We start from the raw sequence: 25775 nt of genomic DNA on the forward strand, positions 1-25775 counted from the left end.
CGGGTCGATGGCCGCGCTGGCCGATCTGACCCTGTCGGAGCGGGCGATCCTGTCGCTGATCCGGCGGCGTCCGGGGGCCAGCCGCGCGGGAATCGCCGCGCAGCTGAACCTGTCGCCCGCCATGCTGACCAAGGCGATCGCGACCTTCCAGGCCGAGGGACTGGTGGCAGAGGAACGTGACAGCGCCCCGCGCGGGCGCGGCCAGCCCGCACGCCACCTGCGCCTGCGCCCGAAACAGGTGGCCGGGCTGGGGGTCAGCCTATCGACCCGGGGCATCACGGTCGCGGCGCAGGATCTGGACGGCACGCCGCTGGCCCACCGGTCCCTGCCGGTCCCGGCCACCGACACGCGCGCGGCGCTGGCGGCCACCACCGCCGCGCTGGAGGAGCTGCGCGGGCTGACCCGCAGCGTCGCGGGGATCGGTCTCTGGCTGCCCGCCCTGCAGGACCTCTCCGGCGCGGTGGTCGAGGTGACGCCCTCGCAGCGCGGCATCGACCACGCAGCTTTCTGCGATCACCTCAGCCGCCAGTTCCAAGCCCCGCTCTGGCTGGAATCCAAGGCGCCCGCCTACCACGAGGCCCTGCAACCGGGCGAGGAAGAGCGGATCGTCTACATGCTGTTTCTCGACTACGGAATCGGCGGCAGTCTGATCGACCAGTTGCGCCTCTATCGCGGCAGTTTCGGCGAGGCGTCGAACATCGGCGCCATGATGCCCGACGGGACGCCGCGTCCGTCGCTGCCCGACCTGACCGCCCATCTTGGCCTGAGCCCGGACGAAATGACCGACAGCGCGCTGGAGGCGCTGGCGCAAGCGCCAGACCCCGCCCTGACGGAGTGGATGGCCACGCGCGGCGCGGTGCTGTCGCTGCCACTGTCGACGGTGGTGCACCTGCTGAACCCTGCCACGATCATCATCGGCGGACTGTTTCCGCAGGCAATCCTGGACGGCCTGGCGCGCCATGTACGCCTGGACCTGCTCGATCATCAGGGCCGCCGCCCCCTGACCAAGCCGGAGTTGCGCGTGGCCCGCGCCTGCGGCCCCGGCGCCATGGCCCTGGCCGCCGCGTCGGTGCCGCTGGTCCATCGCCTGGCTTCGGCCCCGCATCCCCGCCCCTGGGGCGCCGCCTAGCTTTGCAAACCACTGCGGGCAGACTCTTTGCAAAATTGCGCCTGCCCGGGTTGCGAAGCCCCCGGCAACCGTCAGCCTGCCCGGTCATCGGGCGCCGCTGCCACGAATGGCCTCCCTACGGAACCGGCTGGCCCGCGATCTCGTTGTAACCGGACGGCCGAGCGGTTAGGCCGAAAGGACCGCGCCGGCCCCTGCCCCCGCTTCGGGCCTGCCGCGCAGACGACACGATGCCACCAGTACGACCCAGTTACTTCAGCTCGATGGGACCCCGGATGCGCTTTCAGATCGACATTGCCCTGCACTACCAGTTCGGCCTCGCCAACACGCTGTTCCTGGCGCTGGAGGCCGCACACTACCCCGGCCAGACGGTCGAGCAGGAAGAGCTGCTGATCGGGGACGCCTGGATCACCCGGATCGAGGGCGACGATAGCGTCGGCCAGCGCATCTGGGCGCAGGTCCCCGCGGGAGACATGCAGCTGAACTACCGTGCGACTCTGGACGTGACCCGGCCGAACCTGCCGCTGGAAAACCTCGCCGCGGTCGACCTGCACCAGATCCCCGGACGCGTCGCACCCTACCTGCGCCCGTCGCGCTACTGCCAGTCGGACAAGTTCATTTCCTTTGTCAACAAGCGGTTCGGCCATCTGGCCGGGGGCGCCAAGGTCGCCGCGATCCGTCAGTGGATCCAGGATGAGCTGTCCTACGTGCCGGGCAGTTCGGACAGCGACACCAATGTGCTGGAAACCTTCGCCAGCCGCGAAGGGGTCTGTCGCGACTATGCCCACCTGATCTGTGCCATGGTGCGCGCCGCAAACATTCCCGCACGCATGGTCGCCGTCTACAGCCCCTACGTGACCCCCCAGGACTTCCACGCCGTGGCGGAGGTCTGGCTGGACGGTGCCTGGCACCTGGTGGATCCCACCGGCATGTGCCTGCCCGCTGACCTGGCGGTGATCGCCGTGGGCCGTGACGCCTATGACGTGGCCTTCATGGAAAGCCAGGCCCCGGCAACGCTGATGTCGCAATCGGTGCAGGTCACGCTGACCTGACCGGGACGCCAGCGGTTACCGCGCGTCAGAGCTCCTACGCCCGCTTCGCAGAGACGCAAAAAGGGGCGCCCGAAGGCCCCCCTTTCCGTTCGTCCCCTGACGAAAGACCGCCTGGCAGGGCGGCCCCACTCGCGGTGCTCGGCACAGCCCCGCGATTAGCCCCTCAGGCCGCGCAAAGCGCCCGGTCGCTGACCTGTTCGCCATGCGACAGCACGGCAACGCCACCGCGGCGGCGCAGAGCCAGCCGGGCCGACACGACACCGCTGTCCCGCAGCACCTCGTCCGCAGAGCCGGCATCCCCTGCCGACAGCTGTTCCATGGCGGCATCCACGGCAGCGTGCAGGTCTTGCAGGTTTGCGGAACGCTTGCGGGAAGTCGGGGTCATGCGCATCGGTCGTTTCCTCGTGTCGGTCTCAGGGGCGGCGGCGGCCCCGTCTCTCTCTCGGGCCCCGCTCTGTTACAGGTCTTTTACATGGGCCGATGGCTGTATGCAGGCACACAACAGGACACTTCGGGGCACTTCTGGATACCCCGCTATCCCTTCGGATAGGGGCACCAACCCCGGCGGGGCGGATGCCGCAAGGAAGGGTTGTGCGGGGCGCGGATCTGACATGCGTTGCGCGTCCGGGCCCCGCCAGAGGGGACACCGGGCGACTCGCCCCGCGCCCAGCCTGCCCGCAAATAGGCCGTCCCAAGGGGCGTCGCCCATTGCGCGGGCGCGGCCCGGCGAACAGTGGCCCCCGGGCCGGTGCGATACTTGACCGCCCCGGTCGCCCATGGTCTTTGGCCCCGGAACGGCTTGCCGAAAGGACCCCGCCCCGTGATCAGACGGCTTTACGACTGGACCATCCGCATGGCGGATCACCCCCATGCGCTCTGGGTTCTCGCCCTGGTGTCCTTCGCGGAAAGCTCGGTCTTTCCGATCCCGCCGGACCTGCTGATGATCCCGATGATCCTGGCGCGCCCCTCGCGGGCCTTCATCGTCGCCGCCGTCGCCATGGCGGCCTCGGTCGCGGGCGGCATGCTGGGCTATGCCATCGGCGCCTTCGCCTTCGACAGCATCGGCCAGCCGATCCTGGAAAGCATGGGCAAGGCCCACGCGATGGAGGAGTTCAACGCCACCTTCAACGGCGCCGGGTTCTGGGCGGTGCTGGGGGCGGGCATCACGCCCTTCCCCTACAAGGTCATCACCATCATGTCGGGCTGGACGGGGATGCCGCTGACGACCTTCGTCATCACCTCCCTGGTGGCGCGGGGCCTGCGGTTCTTCATCGTGGCCGGGCTGCTGTGGAAGTTCGGGTCACCCGTTCGTGACTTCATCGAGAAACGGCTCGGCCTTGTCTTCACCGCGTTTTTCGCCATTCTGATCGCCGGTTTCCTGCTGGTGAGATACCTATGAACTTCAAGATGACGAGCGCCCTCGCCGGGGCCGGATCCGCCGCCCTGCTGCTTGGCGCCTGGGGGTCGCAATACATCGGCGGGCTGGCGCCCTGCCACCTGTGCCTGGTGCAGCGCTGGCCTCATGCCATTGCCGTGCTGATCGCCCTGGCTGCCGTCGCCACAGGGCAGCGTTTCCTGGCCCTTCTGGGCGCCCTGGCCGCGCTGGCCACCGCGATCGTGGGGATCTATCACACGGGCGTCGAGCGCGACATCTTCGAGGGGCCCACCACCTGCACCTCCGGCAGCGCGGGCGCGCTGACCCCGGACCAGATGTTCGACCAGATCATGAACGCCCCGCTGATCCGCTGCGACGAGGTGGCGTTCGAGTTCCTGTCGCTGTCCATGGCCAGCTGGAACGCGCTTCTGTCGCTGTGTCTGGTGGGTGTCTGGCTTTGGGCCTGGCGCCGGGGCTGACCCGACCGACCGGTGGCTGACATCAAAGCCCCGCCCATGCTGCACTGGTTACCAAAAAAACTGGGACCTGCATGAACGGGACCGAGCGTTACCCACTCGCCCCAAGACCTATGGCGACATGACGCCAAGGCAAGTCACATGGACCTGCCCTCACGCCATCGCGATTTCATGTGACGTCGCCCCGGCGCAAAGAAAAAGGGGAGGCTTTCGCCTCCCCCAAGGGTGATCTGACCGGGCTCTCTTATTTTCCTGCTCGATTATGACTTGCCTGTCCCGGTCAGCGTACCGTGTCGGGTCGCGCCTTAGCATGGGCACGCCCCAGATACCATTGCTCAACTGCAGCCGGAGGTGCCGCCGCAGGTGTTGCATTTCATGCAGGTCCCGTTGCGCACCAGCGTGTAGTTGCCGCATTCGCCGCAGGCCTCACCCTCGTAGCCCTGCATCTTCGCCTTGGCGCGGGCATCCATGGTCGTGGTGGCCGCGCTGACGGCCGTGGCCGAAACGCTGGTGACGCTGGCGCGACTGACGCTGCCGTTCGGATCCACGCGGGTGCCTTCGCCGAAGGTGCCGTTCATCACCAGCAACTCCTGCGGCACCCGCTTGCGCAGGTAGCCGGTCGAGGAGATGTGCTTCAGCACTTCCAGCGACTTGCTGGCCGCGGTCTCGCTCACCTCGCTGACGTTGGCCTCCTGCTGCTCCTCGCGCTTGTCCAGCTCGTCGAAGGAGGCACCCTGCGGCTTCACATGCGCAAGGTCCGTGCGGTCGAGGTAGCTGACGGCCAGTTCGCGGAAGATGTAGTCGAGGATCGAGGTGGCGTTCTTGATGGTCTCGTTGCCCTGCACCATGCCCGCCGGTTCGAACTTGGTGAAGGTGAAGGCGTCGACGAACTCCTCCAGCGGCACGCCGTATTGCAGGCCGACCGACACGGCGATGGCGAAGTTGTTCATCATCGCGCGGAAGCCGGCGCCTTCCTTGTGCATGTCGATGAAGATCTCGCCCAGGGAGCCGTCTTCATACTCGCCCGTCCGCAGGTAGACCTTGTGCCCGCCCACGCTGGCCTTCTGGGTGTAGCCCTTGCGGCGCATCGGCATCTTTTCACGACCGCGGGCCACTTCCTTCACGATGATCTTCTCGATCACCTTCTCGGCCAGCACGGCGGCCTTTTCCTGGGTAGACCCGCTTTCCAGCACCTCGGCGGCCTCGTCGTCATCCTCCACCAGTGCGGCGGCCAGCGGTTGCGACAACTTGGACCCGTCCCGGTAGAGCGCATTGGCCTTCACGCCCAGGGAATGCGACAGCTCATAGGCCGCCTTGCAGTCCTCGATCGTGGCATCGTTGGGCATGTTGATCGTCTTGGAGATCGCGCCCGAGATGAAGCTTTGCGCCGCCGCCATCATGTGGATGTGGCTGTCCACCGAGAGGAAGCGTTTGCCCTTCTTGCCGCAGGGGTTGGCGCAATCGAAGATATGGTAGTGGTCCGGCGACAGATGCGGCGCGCCTTCCAGGGTCATGGTGCCGCAGACGTGGTCGTTCGCTGCCTCGATCTCGGCGCGGGTGAAGCCCAGATGCCGCAGCATGTCGAAGCTGGGATCGGTCAGCTTGGCCGCCGGGATGCCCAGGGTCTGGGTGCAGAATGCCTCGCCCAGGGTCCACTGGTTAAAGACGAAGCGGATGTCGAAGGCCGATTTCAGCGCGCCCTCGATCTTCTTCAGTTCCTCGGGGCCGAAACCGTGGCCGACCAGCGCGGTGGTGTTGATGCCCGGGCAGTTACCCAGAGAGGCATGGCCGACGGCGTAGGAGACGATCTCCTCCACCTGTGCGGGGCTGTAGCCCAGCTTGGTCAGCGCCGCCGGGACAGAGCGATTGATGATCTTGAAGTAGCCGCCGCCCGCCAGCTTCTTGAACTTCACCAGGGCGAAGTCGGGCTCAATGCCGGTGGTGTCGCAGTCCATGACCAGGCCGATGGTGCCCGTGGGGGCGATGACGCTGGTCTGGGCGTTGCGGTAGCCGTGCTTTTCGCCCAGGCGCACCGCCTCGTCCCAGCTGGCCATGGCGACCTTGGTCAGCTCCGGCTCGGGGCAGTTCACCAGGTCCAGCGGCACAGGCTTCACCGCCAGGTCCTCATAGCCCTCGGTGGCGCCATAGGCGGCGTTGCGGTGGTTGCGCATGACGCGCAGCATGTGCTTCGCGTTGCGCTCGTAGCCCGCGAAGGCGCCCAACTCTCCGGCGATCTCGGCCGAGGTGGCGTAGGCGACGCCGGTCATGATCGCGGTCAGCGCGGCGCCCATGGCGCGGCCCTCGTCGCTGTCGTAGCCCAGCCCCATGTTCATCAGCAGACCGCCGATATTGGCATAGCCGAGGCCAAGGGTACGGAAGTCGTAGGAAAGCTGCGCGATCTCCTTCGAAGGGAACTGCGCCATGGTGACGGAGATTTCCAGCGTCAGCGTCCACAGGCGCGTGGCGTGGATGTAATCCTCGGTCTGGAAGGCGCCGTCCTTCAGGAAGGTCAGCAGGTTCATCGACGCCAGGTTGCAGGCGGTATCGTCGAGGAACATGTACTCGGAACAGGGGTTCGAGCCGCGGATCGCCCCGTCTTCCGGGCAGGTATGCCAGGCGTTGACGGTGTCGTGGAACTGGATGCCGGGATCGGCACAGGCCCAGGCGGCATGGCCGATGTCTTCCCACAGGTCACGGGCCTTGATGGTCTTGGCCACCTTGCCGTCCGTGCGGTTGATCAGCGCCCAGTCGTCGTCGTTCTTCACCGCCTCCAGGAAGGCATCGGTGACGCGGACGGAGTTGTTGGAGTTCTGGCCCGACACGCTGGCATAGGCCTCGCTGTCCCAGTCGGTGTCATAGGTGGGGAACTCGATGCTCTCGTAGCCCTGGCGGGCGTAATCCAGCACGCGCTTGATGTAGGTCTCGGGGATCGAGGCCTTCTTTGCGTCACGGATCGCGGATTTCAGCGCGGCATTCTGCGCGGGCTCGTACTGATCGCCATCGGCGCCGTCGAAGCTGCGGATCGCGGCGAAGATGCCGTTCAGCTTCTGCTCATGCATCTTGGACCCGGCGACGATGGAGGCGACCTTCTGCTCCTCCTTCACCTTCCAGTTGATATATTCCTGGATGTCGGGGTGATCGGCATCGACGATGACCATCTTGGCCGCGCGCCGCGTGGTGCCGCCAGACTTGATCGCCCCCGCCGCGCGGTCGCCGATCTTCAGGAATCCCATCAGGCCCGAGGATTTGCCGCCACCCGACAGGCGCTCGCCCTCCGCCCGCAGGCTGGAGAAGTTGGTGCCGGTGCCGGAGCCATATTTGAACAGCCGCGCCTCGCGCACCCACAGATCCATGATGCCGCCCTCGGACACCAGATCATCCTTCACCGACTGGATGAAACAGGCGTGGGGCTGGGGGTGTTCATAGGCGGACTTGGACTTGGTCAGCTTGCCGGTCTTGTAGTCGACGTAGTAGTGGCCCTGCCCCGGGCCGTCGATGCCATAGGCCCAGTGCAGGCCGGTGTTGAACCACTGCGGCGAGTTCGGCGCGGCGCGCTGCGTGGCAAGCATGTGGCGCATCTCGTCGTAATAGGCGCGGGCGTCCTCCTCGGTGGAGAAATAGCCGCCCTTCCAGCCCCAGTAGGCCCAGGCGCCGGCCAGCCGATCGAAGACCTGCTTCGATGAGGTCTCCCCCCCCATCTCGGCGCCCTCGGCGGGAACGGAGCGCCACAGGAACTCCGGCACGTCCTTCTCGCGCACTTTCTTCAGCGCGCTCGGCACGCCGGCCTTGCGGAAGTATTTCTGCGCGATCACGTCGCTGGCGACCTGGCTCCAGGACTCCGGCACTTCCAGCTCATCGAGGTGGAAGACCACGGTGCCGTCCGGGTTGCGGATCTCGCTGGTGGTGGTGATGAAGGAGATGCCCTCGTAGGCGTCCTGCCCTGCCTGCGTAAACTTGCGTTCAATCTTCATTCTTTGCGCCCCAAAAAGCTTTTCACCTGACACTTCCGGGGACGCCCGCCAACGTGCATCCGGCGGCTTCCCCTCGGGCCGAGAGCGCGCAAAAGGACCGTGCAGACCGCCCGAGGGCGGCCCTGACGCCTCGAAACGAGGCCCTGCCTGATCTGTCCACTTTGCCCGCGAGGCCACTATATCTAGTGCATCCTCAGCCCGCTGATGCAGTCTGTGGTAAAGCCGGCAATTTTTCAACGCGCTTTTTGGTCTAAATTTCTCTTGACGCGACAGGACCCGTGGCCTGCGATTCCCGTCATGCGGGCAGAGCGCCGAAAAGCCTTTTCTGTCAGGGAACTTGGCCGAAACGCTCAGGCAAAGGCTGAACTCCCGCAGTGTCGCAAAGATGTTGCACAACCAGCGCGGGCGGGCGGATTGGCTACCATATGCCCAGGGCTTTGGCAGCTTTGCCACCAGATATGGTAGGAACCGCCCTTGCGAAAATGCCCATTGGCGCCCGCCCTGCCCGCGCACGAAGAATCGCGCGAGGGCGACCTGGTACGGCACCGTCGCCGGGCAGCGCGATCAGCCGACCATGCGCGCCATGACGTCGTCCTGCTTCACCCGCTTGTGCCAGACGGCAGCCCCGGCATGACCCAGGATCAGCAGCAGAAGCAGCAGCGACAGCGGCCCATGTGCGGCGGCCGGGACCATCGCCCAGTCGATGGCCACCTCGCGCGGGGCGAAAACCTGCAGACCGAAGAGCTCCAGCCCCCGGGTTCCGCCCCAGGCCCGCAGCAGGGCCACCGCCGGCACCGCCAGCATCAGCAGGTAAAGCAAACCGTGCCCGGCCTTCGCCAGCAGGCCCATGGCGCCAGCCTCCTGCGCGGGCCGACGCCCGGCATTCATCGCCGCCCAGAGCAGCCTCAGCAGCACCAGCACGAACAGGCTCACCCCCAAGGGCTGATGGATCGGCCCCATGAATTGAGCCACCGCGGACTCGCGGCCCAGGGCGTTGCTGGCCACCATGCCCAGGATCTGGAACAGCAAGAGCGCGGCCATGGCCCAGTGAAACAACCGGCTGACCAGGCCGTAGCGGGCGGGATCATCCATCAATCCCGTTGGTCTCGTTGTGGCAGGCATACTATCCTCCATGCCGATTTTGCGCGCGTCCGGGAGTGATACGAACCCAATGGCAGAGTCCGTCGCGGAGAATTGGCACGGGAACCAAAGCGCGCGCACTGGGCCGGCGTGACGCAGGGCGGACCGTAAGATCCCTTTGCGCATCCGGCTGCAAGCGGGGGGCAAACAGAGGCGTCGGGCCTGGATCGCCGTCGTGCCGTTACGGGCACGATGATCGTCCAATGGGCTCTCACATCAATCCGCTCCCTTGCCTTGGGCCGAGAAGTTCTGTGACTAGGCTGCGTGCCCTGACTGGACCCTGTGCCCATGCCTGCTATCCCGCTGCCGTTTCTCGTCTCCGGCGTTCTGGTGCTCGTCGCCCTGCGCCTGCTGAAACGCCCCAAGCGAGATCGCCTGTTTCTCATCTTCGTAGGTGCCTGCGCGGTCCAGACAATGCTGGTCGGCCTGCGTTGGAGCATCGGTCTCGACGGGGTTCGCTTCATCCAGCCGCTGTTTGCCGCCTGCCTTCCGCCCCTTGCCTATGCGGCTTTTGTCTCGCTCCGCGGTGGTGCGATGTCGCGCCTGCATCTCCTCTGGCCCGCAGCCGTGGGGATGTCCTGGTGGACCCTGCCTGCGGCGATCGATCTTCTGCTGATCGTGGAGTTCACGGCATACGGCATTGCGATCCTTGCCCTGCGCCTGCCCGAAGAGGTCCTCACGCAGGTGCGGATCGGCAATGAATGGGCAATCTCCTACGCCCGCACCGGGATCGCGGCCCTGCTGCTTCTGAGCGGACTGTCCGACACGATCGTCGCGATCTCGTTGAGCAAGGGAGACAGCGGTGTCGCAGCGCCGGTGATTGCGGCGATGCTGAGCGTCGTCCTGCTGGGACTGGCTGGCGGGGTGCTGGGCTGGGCGACCGAGGCTTCGCCTGACAGCGCTGATGTGCCTCTGCAAGTCGAAGACCCGGGGGTCGCTTCGGGCACCGAAGAGGAACAGGCCATCCTGAAGCAGGTGGAGACCATCCTGTCGGAGGGGCTCTATCGCGATCACGACCTGACACTGGAGCGGCTGGCGCGGCGCACGCGGATCCCGGCGCGGAAGATCTCCCGCGCCGTGAACCATCTTCGGCAGTGCTCGGTGACCGACCTGGTCAACGGCTACCGCACGCGCGAAGCGATGCGCCTGCTGCGCGACAGCGACCTTCCCGTGACTCAGGTCATGCTGGACGCAGGGTTCCAGACCAAGTCCAACTTCAACCGGGCCTTCAAGGCGATTGCAGGGCAAACGCCAAGTTCTTACCGTTCCTCAGGAAATTGAGGACCATTCGGGCCATTTCGGCGTGTAGATCCGGTCGTGGCGCGGTTTCGCCCTCGCAGACGAAGGCCTCTTCTCCAAGCAGCTGCACAGCGCCCTCCTTGCAAGTGCTCATGAAGGAGAAATGCGTCGCACCGGGGATTTCGGCATATCGGCTGATCGCGGCGGGCAACCGGGCCGCTTGTGTCCGACCTTCCCAGCCCAATGGCAGGGCGGGGTCTTCCACCCCGGAAACCAACGCCAGAACCGGAACGGCAAGTTGCGCGAGGCTGTCCCGGGGAAAGGCGTGGATCCCCTCCATGTCCAGGAGAACCGCCGCTGAGATCCTCGGGTCCCGGGCCGAAACCGGCGCCATTTCCTGTCTCAGCCCGCCCGCGCGGTAGAGCGTGCAGAGCAGCTTGCGCGTATCATCGCCGCAGGCGTCGACCAGCAAGGCCGGGTCGAACACGCCGCCTGACAGAAGCAGGGCCGTGGATCCCCCAAGCGAATGACCGATGACCGAGATCCGCTGGTGGTCGATGCGCGGTCCCAGCTGCGGGTCCGCCAGTACCGCGTCGAGCACGCGCGAGACCTGCTGCGGTCGTGCGGCAATATCCATGGCCCAGTCGGGATCCATGTCCCCGAAGGTTGTGCCAGGGTGGTTGACTGCAACGGCAATGAACCCGGCGCGGGCCAGCCGTGCGGCAAGCCAGGCCTGGTTGCGCCAGAGCCCGCTGTAGCCATGCGAGAGCAGCGCCACCGGACGCGCGGTTCCGGCTATCGCCGCATTCCTGACGACGGGCACCCCGACGAACACCCTGTTGTCTGCCACCAGCGATACCGGTGCGGACTGTTTGGTCGGATACCAGACCACTGTTTCAATGCCGGCGACGTCCAGCGTGCGAAAGCCGACCGGCGAGGGGGCGACAGATGCCGGGTCGGCAGGCGCGGTCGTCGCCGCAACCAGTGTGAGGATGAGAATGGCAAGAAAACGCATGAGACCTCCTTTGCGAACTGATGCCGTCTCATTGCACCGGCGGTGCGGTTGCGAGACCTCGAACGCGATATAGGACCCGGAAAGGTCCTCGATCCAGCAAGCCGCCCATCACGACCCGCGCCGCAATCGGTCGCGTCGTCCGCCCAGGCGACGGTCCGCCCTACAAGGATCTTGCAGCAAAGCTGAGTGGCCGCTCTCGCGACGCTGCGGGCTGCATCGGCGGTCAGGTCAACACGCCACTTGAGGTCGGCGTGCTATGGTGTCCGGCTCGCAGGCCGCCCTGTACGCGGCAGCGACCGACTTGGCGCGATCAGGCCCCCACCTCGCGACGCGACGCGGCGACCAATGCGGGATGGGCTTGTCGGACCTCGGCGGGAACGGCCTCCGCCCCGAAGCGTCGGATCACCAGATCAAGCGCATTCCGTATCGCGTTGTCCCGATGCTCCCGGTGCGCGAAGAGCCGGGCCGAAACATAGTGTTGATTGGCCAGCATGCCGACTAGGAAGGGCCGCCGCATCGCGCGCGCCGCCAGGCGGCCGCGGATCGTCGGGGTCGCGGCACTGCCGAAGAACGGTTCGAAGAACAGCGGCGCGAGGGCCGATTGCGCATAAAGCGCCGCCTGCGCCTCGGCCAGCCGCGCCGCATCCCCCGCCGCGACCAGGGCCTGGCATTTCAGGACCAGCGCGTAGAGATGCGCTTGCGACCCCGCTTCGGTGAGGCGCAGGGCCTGTTCCAGACAGGTCAGCCCGGCCTCGGTATCGCCGAGAAAGACCCGCAGCTGGCCGATCACGGGAAGCGAGCCGGCCACGTCGAGACTGCGGGCATGGGCCTCTTCCGCAAGGCCCCGTACCATGGCGCCCAGCGTGGGGGTGACGAAATGCAGGAGCTTCGCCGCCATCAGGGTGAACTGCGGCTCGCCACTGACCCCCGGCAGCGCTTCGGTCACCAGGATCTCGATCCGGGCCTCGTCCTGCGCCCGGTCGTCGACCCCCGCCGCCAGCAGCTTGTGCCCCAGCAGGACATGCTTCGTGTGCAGATGCACCGCCTGCAGGATCTTCAGATGCGGATCGTCGGGCCGTTCGGCCCTCAGCTGGTCGATCCGTGCCTCGGCGCGCCGCCAGCTGGCCAGGCTGTGCCGCTCGCGACGGTCCAGCCGGCTTTTCAGCAGCTGCGTGCCGTCGGCGGCGCGCACGTCATCGCCGCGTTCGACCACTAGGTTGGCCGCCTGCATCGCCACCGGCAGCGGCCCCTGCAATTCGGGGGCCGACACCAGCCCCAGCCAGGCGTTGTCCAGGATCTGCGCTGCGGTCTGCTGCGCCACCTCCGCAACATCCGCAGCGGGCTCCAGCGCGTGGCGCCGCATGGTCAGGACCCGCCCGCTTGCATGATCGCGGGCCACAAGGACGCAGTGCAGCACCCCGCTCTCGACCAGGAAGACCAGCTCGACGCGGTAGCGTGGCGCGTCGACGGTCGGCCCCGCCCCACTATCGCCGGCGGGGCGGAAGGAGACCCGGCGCCCCTGCCCCATCTCCCGCCGCAGGCCCCGCAGCAGGGCGTCCGTAAACGCATCCGCCCGCGGCCCGAGGCCATCCAGCAGCTCGGTACCCCGCACCGGCCCCAGCACGATATCCGCCCCCTCCAGCGGCTCCGCGGTCACTGGCGGCGCCCCGACCCAGGCGTAGCCCTCGCCGTAGCGCGTGGCGATATAGCGCGGCGCCCGTGCGTCGTCGCCCAGCTTGCGCCGCAAGCGGTTGATCACGAAATCCACGCTGCGATCGCCCCGTTCGCCGCGCAGATCGCCCGCTGCCTCCAGCAGCGCCTCGCGCGCCGTCACCCGGGGGGCGTGGCGGGTCAGCAGGGCCAGGGTCCGCGCCTCGGCGCGGGTGAAGGTCAGCGCCTCGCCCGTGCCAACGCGGGCCGAGCGGAAATCCTCGGCGAAGATCAGCGTGTCCCTGTCGTCCGTCATGCCAGATCCTTCCCCCGACGGGCCGTCGCGCGCCGCGCCTGCGATCAGCGCCCGGGAAACCGTCGCGGGCCCGCGCAAAGGGCCCGAACTGCCCTCGTGGCGGCGCTAAATCGCGTTTTCAAACAATTGCACAACAATCTCCGCACATCCTGCAAGCGAAGACAACCATGCTCCCCCATCCGGCCGCTGCGCCGGCCGGTTCCGCGCGCCCACTTTGGGCAAACGCCCGGCCTCCCGGCACCAGCGGGTCGCGGCGCCCGGCGCCGGCCCGCGCGATCCGGCGGGGAGGTGGTGCGACCAGAAAGGACGACAGAGGATGACACCAGACACCACCCGCCGCCCCCGGCCCAGCCTTCGGGGGCCTGCGTGCCCTGCCTTGCGCGGGATCCTGATCGCCCTGGCGCTGTTGTTCGGCCTGCTGACCGCCCCGGCGCAGTCCCAGACCACGCCCGAAGCCGACAGCCGCTGCTATGCCCCCGCCAACGCCGGCACCGTGGGCGAGGGCGACTGGACCGGCTGCGCCGACATGTACATCGTCCCCAACCTGGCCGAACTGCGCGCGGCCGCCCAGGACGGCAGCTTTGCGATCGACCACGGCGGCGTCAGCTACACCTTTGAAGACGGGGCGAGCACGGTCTTCACCGGGCAGGTCACCAGCTTCTTCCAGCTGTTCCCCCGCACCTCCCCCGGCGCCATGGACCTGAGCCACTGGGACACCTCGCGGGTCACCAGCATGGAGGAAACCTTCAGCAACTCGAACTTCTCCGGCGACATCGGCAGCTGGGATGTCTCGAACGTCACGACCATGGCCTACATGTTCAACCGCAACGATGACTTCAATCGGGATATCAGCGGGTGGGATGTCTCGAATGTGACGAACATGGCCGGCATGTTCTACAATGCCGTGGCCTTCAACCAGGATATCGGCGGATGGGACGTCGCCAGCGTGACGGACATGCGCTTCATGTTCACCGGCGCCGGCGCCTTCAACCAGGACATCGGTACGTGGAACGTCGCCAGAGTCACGAACATGCGCTCCCTGTTCTACGCCGCCTACACCTTCGATCAAGACATCGGTGCGTGGAACGTCGCCAGCGTTACTGACATGGGCTCCATGTTCGCAGTCGCAAATGCCTTCAACCAGGACATCGGTGCGTGGAACGTCGCCAACGTGACGAACATGTACAACATGTTCAACACCGCTATTGCCTTCAACCAGGACCTCTCGGCCTGGGACGTGCGGCAGATCCTTTCGGAGCCCGAGTACTTCGACGCCGACACTCATGCCTGGACGAACCCCGACTGGCGGCCGCAGTGGGGCACCGCGGGGGCCGTGCCGACCGTCACCGATGTCATCGCCCTGGGCGAGCAGCAGGTCTATGGCGTGGGCGACACGATCGAGATCGCGGTGCAGTTCAGTGCCGACATCCAGCTGACGGGCAGCGGCACGCCGACCCTGACCCTGGGCCATGCGGACCCGGGCGGGGCCACCGCGCGGGCCGTCTTTGACCGGATCGAGGGCAGCCGGATGGTCCTGGGGTACACCGTTCCCGAGGGGCTTGAGCTTGAGACGCTGGAATATGCGGGCGCCGACGCCCTGGTGCTGAACGGCGCTGCAGTGGCCGGCGCCAACGGCAGCCCAGCCGACACGACCATGCCGCAAACCGGGGCCGTGATCCGCGGCCCGGTCCTGGTCGCCATCGACGGGACCGCGCCCGAGGCGGGCTTTGCCGATGTGCCGGACCTGTTCGTCGCCGGCACCGCCTTCACCGTCACGCTGACCTCGACCGAAACAATCACGGATTTCGACGCGGCGCAGATCACCGTCACCGGGGGCACCCTGTCGTCCGCGACGGACACCGACAGCCAGTCCCGCAGCCTGACGATCACCCCCGACAGCGAGGCGGAGCAGATCACCCTCGCGCTCGCCCCGGAGGTCTTTACCGACCTGGCCGGCAATGCCGCGGTCCCGCCGCAGGACCTGGTGATCACCGCCGACACCACCGCCCCGGTCTTTGCCGATGTGCCGGAGGATATCGCGGTGGCGACCGAGCCCGGCCAGGACAGCGCCGAGGTCACCTGGACGCCGCCCACGGCCACCGACGACCTGGACGGCGCGATCACACCCCTCACCGCCAGCCACCAGCCCGGCGACCGCTTCGACCTGGGCCAGACCACCGTCACCTACACCGCTACCGACAGCAGCGGCAACGCGGCGCAGGCCAGCTTCACCGTGACCGTCACCGATGGCGAGGCCCCGCAGATCACCGGCCTGCCCGAGGACATCACAGTGCCCACCGACCCCGGCGAGATCACCGCCGTGGTCACCTGGGACGCGCCTGTGGCCACCGACAACAGCGGCAGCGTGACGCTGAGCGCGGATCACGCGCCGGGCGACACCTTTGCCCTGGGCGACACGCTGGTCACCTATACCGCCACCGATGGAGCGGGGCTGGAGACGCAGGCCAGCTTCACCGTCACCGTCGAGCGGCGCGATTACGTGGCGGGCGAGACGCAGGTGACCAGTTCCCCCGACCGGATCCTCGCCAATGGCACCGACCAGTCGGAGATCACCGTCACGCTCTACGACGACGTGGGCTATCCCCTGGGCTACGGGGGCGCCAGCGTCGTGCTCGCCACCACGCTGGGCCAGCTCGGCCCGGTCAGCGACCGGGGCGACGGGCGCTACACCGCCACGCTGACCTCCGGCATCCGCTCGGGCGAGGCGGAGATCGCGGTGACGCTGGATGGCGAACCGGTCGCCGAGGGCCTGGTGACCTTCGAGGTCGACACCGCCTTCGTCGTGGCCGAGGTGACCGAGCGCACCCGCGCCTTCAGCCAGCGCCGCCTGACCCGCACCTTTGCCTCCCAGCCCCGGGGCCTCGGCCTCGACCGGCGCCGCAGCGAGACGCCCGGCCTGCGCTATGCCGCAGGCATGAACGCCCGGGGCGGCGGCTTTGCCGGCAGCCTGTCCTTCTCGGGCCGCGACCGTCAGCGCCCCTCGGGCAGCTTCTCCCTGGTCGACAGCTCCGGCGCGGGCCTGTCGGGCAACACCTCTTTCGACGCCAGCTGGATCGATGCCGAGGGCCGCTGGCACGGCTGGGCCGAACTGGCCTGGAGCCGCCACGAGGCCGAAGCGGTCAGCGGCAGCTACGGCGTGCTGCACCTCGGGGTCGACCGGCTGGTGACCGAGGATCTGGCGATCGGCCTGATGCTCAGCCTCGACCGGATGGAGGAGGATGACGGGCCCAACGACCGCCAGGAAGGCACCGGCTGGCTGGCCGGCCCCTACCTGCTGGCGGAGCTGCGCGAGGGGCTGTTCGTCAGCTCGCGCCTGGCCTGGGGCCGGGCCGAGGACAGCGGGCGCTTCGACATCTACGACAGCGGCTTCCCCTGGACCGGGGACCGCAGCACGCGCCGGGCGCTGGCCACGCTGGCCCTGTACGGCAGCACCGACTGGCGCGCCCTGACCCTGACGCCGCAGGTCGAACTGCTCTGGGGCCGCGAGCGCATCGGCGCCTTCACGGTCACCGACGGCTTCGGCACCGCCCGCGTCCCCGAGGCCGAGGTCTGGGCCGCCCGCCTGGCGCTGTCGACCCGGGTGGAATGGGCCACGGAGGCCCTGAACGCCCCCGCCCTGGCCTTCGTCACCCCGACGCTGAACTGGGACACCGGGTCGGAAACCTCCGGCACCCGCCCCTCCGCCGCGCTGGAGCTGGGCCTGCGCAGCACCGGCCGCGGCCCCTGGTCGGGCGAGATCTCCCTCGCCGCCGACGGCCTGGGCGACGACAACCTCGACGCCTGGACCCTCCGCCTCAGCGCAGCGCGACGGTTCTGAACTCGGCCGTGATTCTCGATCATGACCGGGCCGCAGCGCAAATCCGTCTCGTGACACCTGCCATCAGCAGGTATCACGGGCCTTGCCGCATCGGACCGATGATCAAGTCGGAGGAGACCGGGCTGACCTGCGCCAAGCACGGCTGGATCCAGGTCCTGCGCCGGTTTCGGGATAGCCTGAGCCTGACGACGGCGCTGACTGTCATGGACACCCGCGCCGGAGTTCTAACCGAGCCCGAAAAGACACCGGTCGCCCCGTTCGATTGGTGCGATGCCGGTCAGCATTTGCAGATCGCGACCACAGATCGCTTTGCCTGCCGCAGGAGCGAAGAGATTGCGAAACTAGTGAAACTGCGGAATCGCTGAAAAGCGGCTTGTCTCAAGTCCCGTTCAACACACGACCCCCCGGTCAAAGGAGATGCGTCGCAAGTGATTGAGAGTGTGGTCGGGGCGGCGAGATTCGAACTCACGACCCCCTGTACCCAAAACAGGTGCGCTACCAGACTGCGCTACGCCCCGGACCGTGCGCCTCTCTAGCGGCTCGGGACCGGGTTGAAAAGGGCCTGTTGCACCCTAACCGCCCGGCCGGGCGTGAAAGCGCGCTGCGGTCTCAATCGCAGGGGGCGGCGGCCAGGTCCTGATCGACCGCCGGATGGCGCAGGACGGAGCCTTCGCCGATGCCCATGCGCTCGGCCAGACCGCCGTTGATTTCCAGAACGTACTGGCTGTCGCCGCCCGGAAGGCTGGTCTCGTCCAGCGGCTTGCCATGCTGGATGACGTTCAGCGCACCGGTCTCGTCGAAGAAGATGATATCCAGCGGAATCAACGTGTTGCGCATCCAGAACGCCAGCGGGCGCTGCTGCGGGAAGACGAAGAGCATCCCCTCGCCCAACCCCATGCTTTCGCGGTTCATCAGGCCCTGCTGGCGCTCTGCGGGCTCATCCGCGATCTCGACGCGGAAGGCCGCGACAGCACCCTCGGGGCCGACGATCTCGGCCCGGTCCGCCCGGCAGGCGGCATTGGCCAGCCCGGTCGCGGTCAGAAGCACCGCCAGGGCGGTGGCAGAACGTGCAAGAATTCGAGGCAACATCGGAGCTCCTTTCGCGACACGAGATCGAGCCTGCCACGCGGTGGCGGCTAAGGCCAGCAGCGGGTGCAGAATGGACGGGGCGAAACGCCCGCCCGGCGCCCCGGTCAGCTAACGCGCGGCGGCCTCCCAGGCACAGATCTCGGTGGCCATGCGGCCCCGCTTGCCGTCGATCACGCGCATCGCCACCGCCTCGCCCGGGGCCAGGTCGGCCAGGCCGGAGGCGCGCAGCACCTCGACGTGAATGAAGACGTCCTCGGTCCGGCCGAAGACATTGGCGAACCCGAACCCCTTGATCTTGTCGAACCACTTGACCCGGGCCGGTTCCATCGCGATGGACTGCAACACCTCCGGGTCCAGCGCCTGGAAATCCTCCAGGACAGCGGTTCCTGCGCCTTCGGGCGGCGCGATCTCGAGCACCTCAATCGCCTGCACGCCACGCTGCGTCTTCTGGATCAGGATCTCTACCTTGGCGCCATCGGCGACCGAACTCTGGCCGAAATTCCGCAGCACGTTCGCGTGCAACAGAATATCGGGTCCCCCTTCATCGGCGACGACAAAGCCGAACCCCCTCGCCGGATCGAACCATTTCACACGGCCCGACAGCTTCCGGGTGCTATCGTCAAGCTGATTCACAACATTCCCCGCAATTTACCACGGCGGCCCGTCCCCACAGCGACCACCCGGCACCCACATCGTCCTTAACAACTCCAACCACGTACCATTGGCAAGGGGCGCCTTGCCACACATTTCCCATCACTTCGGGCGCTTTTGCTTGCGCCCCGGTGCGTCACGGGTTCAACCGTTGCACCTGCCAGGCACTGGCCTCGTCCTCTCGCGTCCAGCGGAACCGGTCGTGCAGACGAAACGCGCCGTCTGCCCAGAACTCGATTTCCACCGGGCGTATCTTGTACCCGCCCCAGAACGGCGGCCGTTTCGGGTTGGTCCCATGGGTCGCGGTGACTTTCGCCACCTCTGCCATCAAGGACGCCCGCGACGCCAAGGGGCGCGATTGCCGCGACGCCCAGGCCCCCAGTCGGGATTTCAGCGAGCGCGATTCGTAGTAGGCGTCTGCCTCGGGCCCGTCAAAACGGGCCACCGGACCACGCACGCGAATCTGCCGCCGCAAGCTTTTCCAGTGAATGACAAACGCAGCTTTCCCCGCCGCGTCAAGTTCATTGGCCTTGCAACTTTCGTAGTTCGTATAAAAAACAAAGCCATCCGCCAGAATTTCCTTCAACAGGACCATTCTGACGTTGGGTAAGCCGTTGCTGTCCACGGTGGACAGGGCAATGGCGTTCGGGTCGTTCATCTCGCTGGCCTCGGCCTCGTCCAGCCAGTGACGCGCCAGGACGAACGGGTCCTCCCCGGCGAAAATACCCTCACGATCCGACATTGCGTGCTCCTTCTCGAAACAGGACCGCCACGGTGTTTCCGCTACGGTCGCGGGCAGGCTTGAAGCGCCCTGACCTATCGCTTAAGGGAGTTTGACCGAAAGTTACAGGGCGGAGCGCGATATGCCGAACACTCTCATGGCGGGCAAAAAAGGTCTGATCATGGGCCTGGCCAATGACAAGTCCATTGCCTGGGGCATCGCCAAGGCCCTTGCCGATGCCGGGGCCGAACTGGCGTTCACCTACATGGGTGACCAATTCAAGAAGCGGGTGATCCCGCTGGCGGACCAGCTGGGCTGCAAGCATCTTTACGAATGCGACGTGGCCGACGAGGCCAGCATCGACGCGGCCTTCGACGCCGTGAAGGCGGACCTGGGCGAGATCGACTTCATCGTCCACGCCATCGGCTTCTCCGACAAGTCGGAGCTGCGCGGCCGTTACATCGATACCAGCCGCGAAAACTTCAAGATGACGATGGATGTCTCCGTCTACAGCTTCACCGCCGTTGCACAACGCGCGGAAAAGCTGATGCCGAACGGTGGCTCCATGCTGACCATGACCTACTACGGCGCCGAACAGGTGATGCCGCATTACAATGTCATGGGCGTGGCCAAGGCCGCGCTGGAGGCTTCGGTGAAATACCTGGCCGAGGACCTGGGCAAGGACAACATCCGCGTCAATGCGATCTCGGCCGGCCCAATCAAGACCCTGGCGGCCTCGGGCATCGGCGATTTCCGCTACATCCTGAAATGGAACGAGCTGAACTCGCCGCTGCGCCGCAACGTGACCATCGACGACGTGGGCAAATCGGCCCTCTACCTGCTGTCCGACCTGGCCTCAGGTGTGACGGGCGAAAACCTGCACGTCGACTCGGGCTACCATATCGTCGGCATGAAGGCCGTCGACGCGCCCGACATCGACAAGACCTGATCGGCCCACCCGGCCGGTCCCGGATGAACGGAGGGGCCATGGCTCCTCCGTTTTGCGTTTCACCGGGTCCACGCGCCCTTGGCCCGCGTGCCCAACACACGAGAGGCCCCCGATGCTCTCCGTCCTGCTGTCCGTCTTCGCCGTGCACCTGGTGGCCGCGATCTCTCCCGGCCCGGCCGTGCTGATGACCATGCGCACGGCGATCACCGGCGGCTTTGCCCGTGGCGGCGCCTTCGCTGTCGGCGTGGGGATCGGCGCGGTCGCCTGGGCCGCGGCGGCGGTGCTGGGGCTGGCCACGCTGTTCGAGATCGCGCCGCGCCTGCTGATCGCGCTGAAGATCGCAGGTGCCGCCTACCTGCTTCACCTGGCCTGGAAGATGTGGCGCGGCGCGGACCAGCCGCTGACGCTGGCCCCCGACGCCGCCAGCGGGCTGGCCCCGGTTGGGCCGCAGACGCCCCGCCTGCGCGACCTGGCCCGCCTGACCCTGCGGGGCGTGACCACCCAGCTGGCCAACCCGAAACCGGCGGTCTTCTTCGGCGCGGTCTTCGTCACCGTGGTGCCCCATGATGCCGGACCCGGCCTTTTCGTGGCGATCCTCGGCGTGGTCTTTGCCAATGAAACCCTGTGGAACCTGGCGGTGGCGCGGATTTTCTCGCTTGATCGCGCGCGCGCAGGCTATACACGACTAAAATCCGCGATCGACCGCGTGCTCGGCACCGCCCTGGCGGCGCTCGGCATCAAGGTCGCCGCCTTCTGAGAACACGCGCGCCCCGGTCCGCCGGAGCCCAAGACGAAAGGATCACCGATGGTCGACAACCGCCTGCCGCATGAAAAGGGCTTCCACGTTTCCTGGGACCAGATCCACCGCGACTCCCGGGCCCTGGCCTGGCGGCTGGACAACCACGGCCCCCTCGAAGGCGGCGCATGGAAGGCCGTGGTGGCCATCACCCGCGGCGGCATGGCCCCGGCGATGATCGTCGCGCGCGAACTGGACATCCGCACCGTCGACACGATCTCGGTGAAATCCTACCACTCGGGCGGCGGCAAGGCCGACCAGCGCCGCGAGGCCGAGGTGCTGAAATCCCCCGACCCGGAGATGATGGGCGACGGGACCGGCATCCTGATCATCGACGATCTGGTGGACACCGGCAAGACGCTGGAACTGGTCCGCACCCTCTACCCCAAGGCCCATGTCGCCACGGTCTACGCCAAACCGCAGGGGCGTCCGCAGGTCGAAACCTTCATCACCGAGGTTTCCCAGGACACCTGGATCTTCTTCCCCTGGGACATGGCGCTGCAATACGTCGAACCCTATCGCGGCACCGAGTGATCCGCACGCCGGGCGGCCCCGGCGCAGACGTTCCCGCATACGACGACGGGCGCCCATGCGGGCGCCCGTTTTCCATATGCCGCCGCGGCGAAGGGCCGGATCATCGCGACCCGGCTCCTCTTTACCTCGTGAAAAAACTCCGGGGGGCGGTGCCCCCTTCCTGCCCGGCTCAGGCCAGCGCGGCCTTGACCGTCTCCTGCCAGGGCGTCGACTTGCGCCCGATCAGCGCCTCCAGGTCGGCGCCACTGCCTTCCAGATCGCCCTTGGCGGCATGGGCGGAACTGTCGGCCAGCATATGCGCCACGACCTCCGGCAGGCCCGCGTCCATGTAGACCGCCTTCAGCTCGGCCTCGGGCATATCGGCATAGACCACCTCGCGCCCCGCGACGCGGCTGACCTCAGCGGCGAACTCGGTCATGTCGAAGCTCTCGCTGCCCGCCAGCTCGTAGGTGCCAGCGGCGTCGTCCTTCACCAGCACGGCGGCTGCGGCCTCGGCGTAGTCGGCACGCGTGGCGGGGCTGTAGCGGCCCGCGCCGCTGGCGCCGATGATCGCGCCCGCTTCAAGCGCCTGGCCCAGGCTGCCGGTCAGGTTCTCGGTGTACCAACCGTTGCGCAGCAGGGCGACCGGCAGGCCGCTATCGGCCAGCATCGCCTCGGTCGCGCGGTGATCCACGCCCAGCCACAGCCCGCTCTCGTCGGCGCGCAGGATCGAGGTATAGGCAATCAGCTCCACGCCCGCGTCCTTGGCGGCGTCGATCACGCTCTTGTGCTGCGCGGCACGGTCATTGCCAACCTCGCTGGAGGAGATCAGCAGCACCCGAGAGATCCCCGACATGGCACGCGCCAGGGCGTCCGCATCGCCGTAGCTGGCCAGGCGAACCTCGACGCCCTTCGCCTCCAGGGGCGCGGCCGCTTCGGCCCGGCGCACCATGGCCACCACCCGCTCCGCCGGCACCTTCGCCAGCAGGCTGTCCACCACCAGGGCGCCCAGTTGGCCCGATGCGCCGGTCACAAGAATCTTGTCGCTCATGTCGTTCTCCAGTGTCTCGATCCCCTGCCGATGGCCTTTCCACCGGTCTCCTGTCGGGGTATGGTCTCAAATGTAGACCGACGACTGCAGCCCGTGAAGGAGGCACTAATAAATGACAAGGGAACATCCGGGTAACCCCGTCGTGCTGGACGCCACCGCGCGCCAGGTGCTGCAGGTCTTCTCGGAGAAATCCGCGGCGCTTTTCGCACCCGAGGCACCTGCGCCGGACATGGACAATTGCCCGGTCCGTGACGTGCTGGCCCGCGTGGGCGACAAGTGGAGCCTGCTGATCCTCGTGGCCCTGTCGCAGCAGCCGCACAGGTTCTCGGCCCTGCAGCGCCAGGTCGGCGACATTTCCAAACGGATGCTGACACAATCGCTGCGCATGCTGGAACGCGACGGGCTGGTCTCGCGCCATGTTTTCCCGACGAAACCGCCCTCGGTGGAATATGCGCTGACCGCGCTTGGCGAGGCCGCGCTGGTGCCGATCGCCGCGCTGCTGGACTGGGCTGCCGGTGCACATGACGACATCCGCGCCGCGCGCCTGCGCTACGACGCCGAGGCAGGCTGACCCTCCGGCCCCTGCGGGCCTAGTCCATCAGCCAGGCGAAGGACCGGTGTAGCAACCCGCGCGCGCCCTGGCTGATCAGCGGCCCATGGGCCATCAGCAACTGATCGGCGCGCCAATCCAGCACGTCCGTGACCGCACAGCGCGCCGCCTTGCGGTCCATAAAGGACAGACGAAACCGCCAGGGCACGCGAGGTTCCTCGCCCAGGATCCCGTCCAGCCGGGCGATCTGTTCCCGCCAACCGCCGAACCAGCCCGCCGGCAACTGCTGCATCAGGTCCGCGACCAGCACCGTCCGGCTGAGGCGATGAAAGAACAGCACCTCGGTGGTGTAGATATTGCCCGGCACGGGCACCTGGTCGATCTGCCCGGCCCAAAGCGGCGGCGGGTCAGCGGACAGCTCATGATTCCGGGGCAGATCGGGGTGGCGCCGGGCCATGCCCGGAGCCATGTAGAGCTCTGCCTGCGGATAGACCTGCGCCCATTCCGCCATCCAGCGTTCGTGAAAATGGTTCGGCGACACCAAGGCGCGCACCTCTCCCAACCGGTCGACCTCGCGGCGCATCTTGTCGGTCATCGGCGTCGGCGACCAGACCCAGAGACTGCCGTCGGCCAGCTGTGCCACGGCCATGCGCGTGGGATAGACGAACCCGGCGAGCGCCGGGGCGACCGGCCCCTCGTCCGTCCAAAGACCACGACCAAACGGCACAAGCATGCCAGATTCCCCTAGGTCACCTAATCGAGTTACTTTCCACTTAGCGCCTTTTGCCGCGACGCGGCAAGACGCCAGCGCAGGGAACCGGCGCAACCCCGCCAGCCACTTCCCCTGCTGGGCCAGCCCTGCTAGCGTCCGCGCGAACCATGCGCCCTCCGCAGGGCACATCATCCTTGATCATTGCCGACGTGCCTGACACGTCCGACCGGAGGGGCCCAGATGTCATCCACCACGCGCACCAAGGCCACCTTCCTGCCCCCCGTGATGGAGGCAAGGCGCTGGCTCGACGGCGTCGATTTTCCCGCCGACCGCCCGCTGATCAATGTCTCGCAGGCCGCGCCCGTCGCGCCGCCGCCGCCGCCCCTGATCGCGGCGATGAAAGAGGCGATGGACCGGCCCGAGACGCACCTCTACGGTCCCGTGCTAGGCCTGCCGGGCCTGCGCGCCCGCATCGCCGCCGACTGGTCGGCGGCCTACGGCGGTGAGGTTTCGGACGCGCAGGTGGCGATCACCGCCGGCTGCAACCAGGCCTTCTGCGCCACCATCGCCGCGCTGACCGGTGAGGGGGACGAGGTGATCCTGCCCACGCCCTGGTACTTCAATCACAAGATGTGGCTGGACATGCAGGGTGTGCGCGCCGTGCCCCTGCCCTGCGAGGCCGACATGCTGCCCGATCCCGACCGCGCAGCGACCCTGATCACGGAGCTCACCCGCGCCATCGTCCTGGTCACGCCCAACAACCCCGCGGGCACCGAGTATCCGCCCGAGCTGATCGCGGCCTTCCGCGACCTGGCCCGCGCCCGGGGGATCAAGCTGATCCTCGACGAGACCTACCGCGACTTCCACAGCTCGGACGCGGCGCCGCATGATCTGTTCACCGATCCCGACTGGGATGACGTGCTGATCCACCTCTACTCTTTCTCCAAGGCCTACCGCCTGACCGGCCATCGCACCGGCGCCATCGTCGCCTCGGTCAAGCTGCTGGAGGAGATGGAGAAGTTCCAGGATTGCGTCGCCATCTGCGCCCCGCAACTGGGCCAGATCGCGGCGCTTTGGGGGATGGAGAACCTCGGCCAATGGCTCGCCGGCGAACGGGCGGAGATCCTGGCCCGGCGCGCCGCGATGCTGGCCGGGGCCGAACAGCTGGCCGCGGCGGGCTGGACCCTGCATTCGGCGGGGGCCTATTTCGCCTACCTGTCGCATCCCTTCGCCGAAAGCTCTGCCGCACTGGCGCCACGCCTGGTGCGCGATGCAGGTCTGCTGATGCTGCCCGGCACCATGTTCACGCCCCCCGGCGACGGGCCCGGTATGCGCCAGATGCGCGTCGCCGTCGCCAATCTCGACCAGGCCGGGATCACCACCTTTCTCGACCGCGTAAGCGCCTTCGCCAGCGCCTGAGGGCCATGCTTGCCCCTTGCGAGGCAAGTCTTTAACAAGGCCGCAACGCTTCGGGCGCACGCCCGGAGCCCCATTTCCGCACGCCCGCGCAAAGCCTTGCGCGCGCAGCAAAAACCGGAGGTTGCC

At 67.3% G+C, this 25775-nt stretch carries 22 protein-coding genes and 1 tRNA gene; 12 read left to right on the plus strand and 11 right to left on the minus strand.

Annotation, left to right across the window (positions count from 1 at the left end):
- Positions 1-7: 7 nt before the first annotated feature.
- Positions 8-1129 (plus strand): ROK family transcriptional regulator, encoded by a 1122-nt coding sequence (locus LC066_RS02780; RefSeq protein WP_224896443.1) that lies wholly within the window; start codon positions 8-10, stop codon positions 1127-1129.
- 272 nt (positions 1130-1401) lie between these two features.
- Complete coding sequence (locus tag LC066_RS02785; protein WP_224896444.1) at positions 1402-2178, plus strand: transglutaminase-like domain-containing protein; 777 nt, start codon at positions 1402-1404, stop codon at positions 2176-2178.
- A 163-nt stretch (positions 2179-2341) separates the two neighbouring features.
- On the opposite strand, the gene LC066_RS02790 is transcribed toward LC066_RS02785, so the two are convergent.
- A complete protein-coding gene (locus LC066_RS02790; RefSeq protein WP_224896445.1) occupies positions 2342-2563 on the minus strand; it encodes a hypothetical protein in 222 nt (73 codons plus the stop codon).
- A gap of 435 nt (positions 2564-2998) precedes the next feature.
- On the opposite strand from LC066_RS02790, the gene LC066_RS02795 reads away from it, so the two are divergent.
- Positions 2999-3577 (plus strand): YqaA family protein, encoded by a 579-nt coding sequence (locus tag LC066_RS02795; RefSeq protein WP_222474571.1) that lies wholly within the window; start codon positions 2999-3001, stop codon positions 3575-3577.
- A gap of 8 nt (positions 3578-3585) precedes the next feature.
- The gene (locus LC066_RS02800) at positions 3586-4032 is read left to right on the plus strand and encodes a disulfide bond formation protein B (RefSeq protein ID WP_318246700.1); all 447 of its coding nucleotides are present in this window, start codon (positions 3586-3588) and stop codon (positions 4030-4032) included.
- 332 nt (positions 4033-4364) lie between these two features.
- Here LC066_RS02800 and LC066_RS02805 read toward each other — a convergent pair whose 3' ends face one another.
- Together LC066_RS02805 and LC066_RS02810 are read right to left on the minus strand one after the other, a co-directional pair.
- On the minus strand, positions 4365-8000 hold the full coding sequence (locus LC066_RS02805; protein WP_224896447.1) for a vitamin B12-dependent ribonucleotide reductase: 3636 nt from the start codon (positions 7998-8000) through the stop codon (positions 4365-4367).
- Positions 8001-8564: 564 nt separating this feature from the next.
- Positions 8565-9092: a cytochrome b gene (locus LC066_RS02810; RefSeq protein ID WP_224896448.1), complete on the minus strand. Its 528-nt coding sequence runs from the start codon at positions 9090-9092 to the stop codon at positions 8565-8567.
- Between the two features lie 336 nt (positions 9093-9428).
- On the opposite strand from LC066_RS02810, the gene LC066_RS02815 reads away from it, so the two are divergent.
- Complete coding sequence (locus tag LC066_RS02815) at positions 9429-10421, plus strand: helix-turn-helix domain-containing protein (RefSeq protein WP_224896449.1); 993 nt, start codon at positions 9429-9431, stop codon at positions 10419-10421.
- On the opposite strand, the gene LC066_RS02820 is transcribed toward LC066_RS02815, so the two are convergent.
- Both LC066_RS02820 and LC066_RS02825 read right to left on the minus strand, forming a co-directional pair.
- The gene (locus LC066_RS02820) at positions 10369-11394 is read right to left on the minus strand and encodes an alpha/beta hydrolase family protein (RefSeq protein WP_224896450.1); all 1026 of its coding nucleotides are present in this window, start codon (positions 11392-11394) and stop codon (positions 10369-10371) included. The genes LC066_RS02815 and LC066_RS02820 overlap by 53 nt on opposite strands.
- Positions 11395-11704: 310 nt before the next feature.
- The gene (locus tag LC066_RS02825; RefSeq protein ID WP_224896451.1) at positions 11705-13360 is read right to left on the minus strand and encodes a helix-turn-helix domain-containing protein; all 1656 of its coding nucleotides are present in this window, start codon (positions 13358-13360) and stop codon (positions 11705-11707) included.
- A gap of 376 nt (positions 13361-13736) precedes the next feature.
- Here LC066_RS02825 and LC066_RS02830 point away from each other — a divergent pair, with 376 nt between their 5' ends.
- Together LC066_RS02830 and LC066_RS02835 are read left to right on the plus strand one after the other, a co-directional pair.
- Positions 13737-17198 carry a BspA family leucine-rich repeat surface protein gene (locus tag LC066_RS02830; RefSeq protein WP_224896452.1) on the plus strand — a complete coding sequence of 1154 codons (3462 nt, stop codon included), beginning with the start codon at positions 13737-13739 and terminating at the stop codon, positions 17196-17198.
- An 8-nt stretch (positions 17199-17206) separates the two neighbouring features.
- Complete coding sequence (locus LC066_RS02835; RefSeq protein ID WP_224896453.1) at positions 17207-17563, plus strand: hypothetical protein; 357 nt, start codon at positions 17207-17209, stop codon at positions 17561-17563.
- Between the two features lie 76 nt (positions 17564-17639).
- On the opposite strand, the gene LC066_RS02840 is transcribed toward LC066_RS02835, so the two are convergent.
- From LC066_RS02840 to pdxH, 4 genes are all read right to left on the minus strand, one after another.
- Positions 17640-17716: transfer RNA gene (locus tag LC066_RS02840), tRNA-Pro, on the minus strand.
- 91 nt (positions 17717-17807) lie between these two features.
- Positions 17808-18287: a DUF192 domain-containing protein gene (locus LC066_RS02845; RefSeq protein ID WP_224896454.1), complete on the minus strand. Its 480-nt coding sequence runs from the start codon at positions 18285-18287 to the stop codon at positions 17808-17810.
- 108 nt (positions 18288-18395) lie between these two features.
- Positions 18396-18920, minus strand: coding sequence for a cold-shock protein (locus LC066_RS02850; protein ID WP_224896455.1), 525 nt, complete (start codon positions 18918-18920; stop codon positions 18396-18398).
- A 154-nt stretch (positions 18921-19074) separates the two neighbouring features.
- Positions 19075-19680, minus strand: a complete 606-nt coding sequence (gene pdxH / locus LC066_RS02855; protein WP_224896456.1) for a pyridoxamine 5'-phosphate oxidase — start codon at positions 19678-19680, stop codon at positions 19075-19077.
- 121 nt (positions 19681-19801) lie between these two features.
- Here pdxH and fabI point away from each other — a divergent pair, with 121 nt between their 5' ends.
- From fabI to gpt, 3 genes are all read left to right on the plus strand, one after another.
- The gene (gene fabI, locus LC066_RS02860) at positions 19802-20608 is read left to right on the plus strand and encodes an enoyl-ACP reductase FabI (protein WP_085886893.1); all 807 of its coding nucleotides are present in this window, start codon (positions 19802-19804) and stop codon (positions 20606-20608) included.
- A 112-nt stretch (positions 20609-20720) separates the two neighbouring features.
- Complete coding sequence (locus LC066_RS02865; RefSeq protein WP_224896457.1) at positions 20721-21365, plus strand: LysE family translocator; 645 nt, start codon at positions 20721-20723, stop codon at positions 21363-21365.
- A 48-nt stretch (positions 21366-21413) separates the two neighbouring features.
- Positions 21414-21938 carry a xanthine phosphoribosyltransferase gene (gpt, locus tag LC066_RS02870; protein WP_085886895.1) on the plus strand — a complete coding sequence of 175 codons (525 nt, stop codon included), beginning with the start codon at positions 21414-21416 and terminating at the stop codon, positions 21936-21938.
- Positions 21939-22107: 169 nt separating this feature from the next.
- Here the strand turns inward: gpt and LC066_RS02875 are convergent, their stop codons facing one another.
- Entirely contained in the window at positions 22108-22968 is an 861-nt protein-coding gene (locus LC066_RS02875) for an SDR family oxidoreductase (protein ID WP_224896458.1), read from the minus strand.
- A gap of 112 nt (positions 22969-23080) precedes the next feature.
- Between LC066_RS02875 and LC066_RS02880 the strand changes: the two genes are divergently transcribed.
- Complete coding sequence (locus LC066_RS02880; RefSeq protein ID WP_412103224.1) at positions 23081-23539, plus strand: winged helix-turn-helix transcriptional regulator; 459 nt, start codon at positions 23081-23083, stop codon at positions 23537-23539.
- Between the two features lie 19 nt (positions 23540-23558).
- Here the strand turns inward: LC066_RS02880 and LC066_RS02885 are convergent, their stop codons facing one another.
- Positions 23559-24251, minus strand: a complete 693-nt coding sequence (locus LC066_RS02885) for a DUF4336 domain-containing protein (RefSeq protein ID WP_224896459.1) — start codon at positions 24249-24251, stop codon at positions 23559-23561.
- Between the two features lie 219 nt (positions 24252-24470).
- Here LC066_RS02885 and LC066_RS02890 point away from each other — a divergent pair, with 219 nt between their 5' ends.
- Complete coding sequence (locus LC066_RS02890) at positions 24471-25649, plus strand: aminotransferase (RefSeq protein WP_224896460.1); 1179 nt, start codon at positions 24471-24473, stop codon at positions 25647-25649.
- Positions 25650-25775 lie beyond the last annotated feature (126 nt).

Source organism: Pseudooceanicola marinus (genome assembly GCF_020177265.1).
Classification (GTDB): domain Bacteria; phylum Pseudomonadota; class Alphaproteobacteria; order Rhodobacterales; family Rhodobacteraceae; genus Pseudooceanicola; species Pseudooceanicola marinus_A.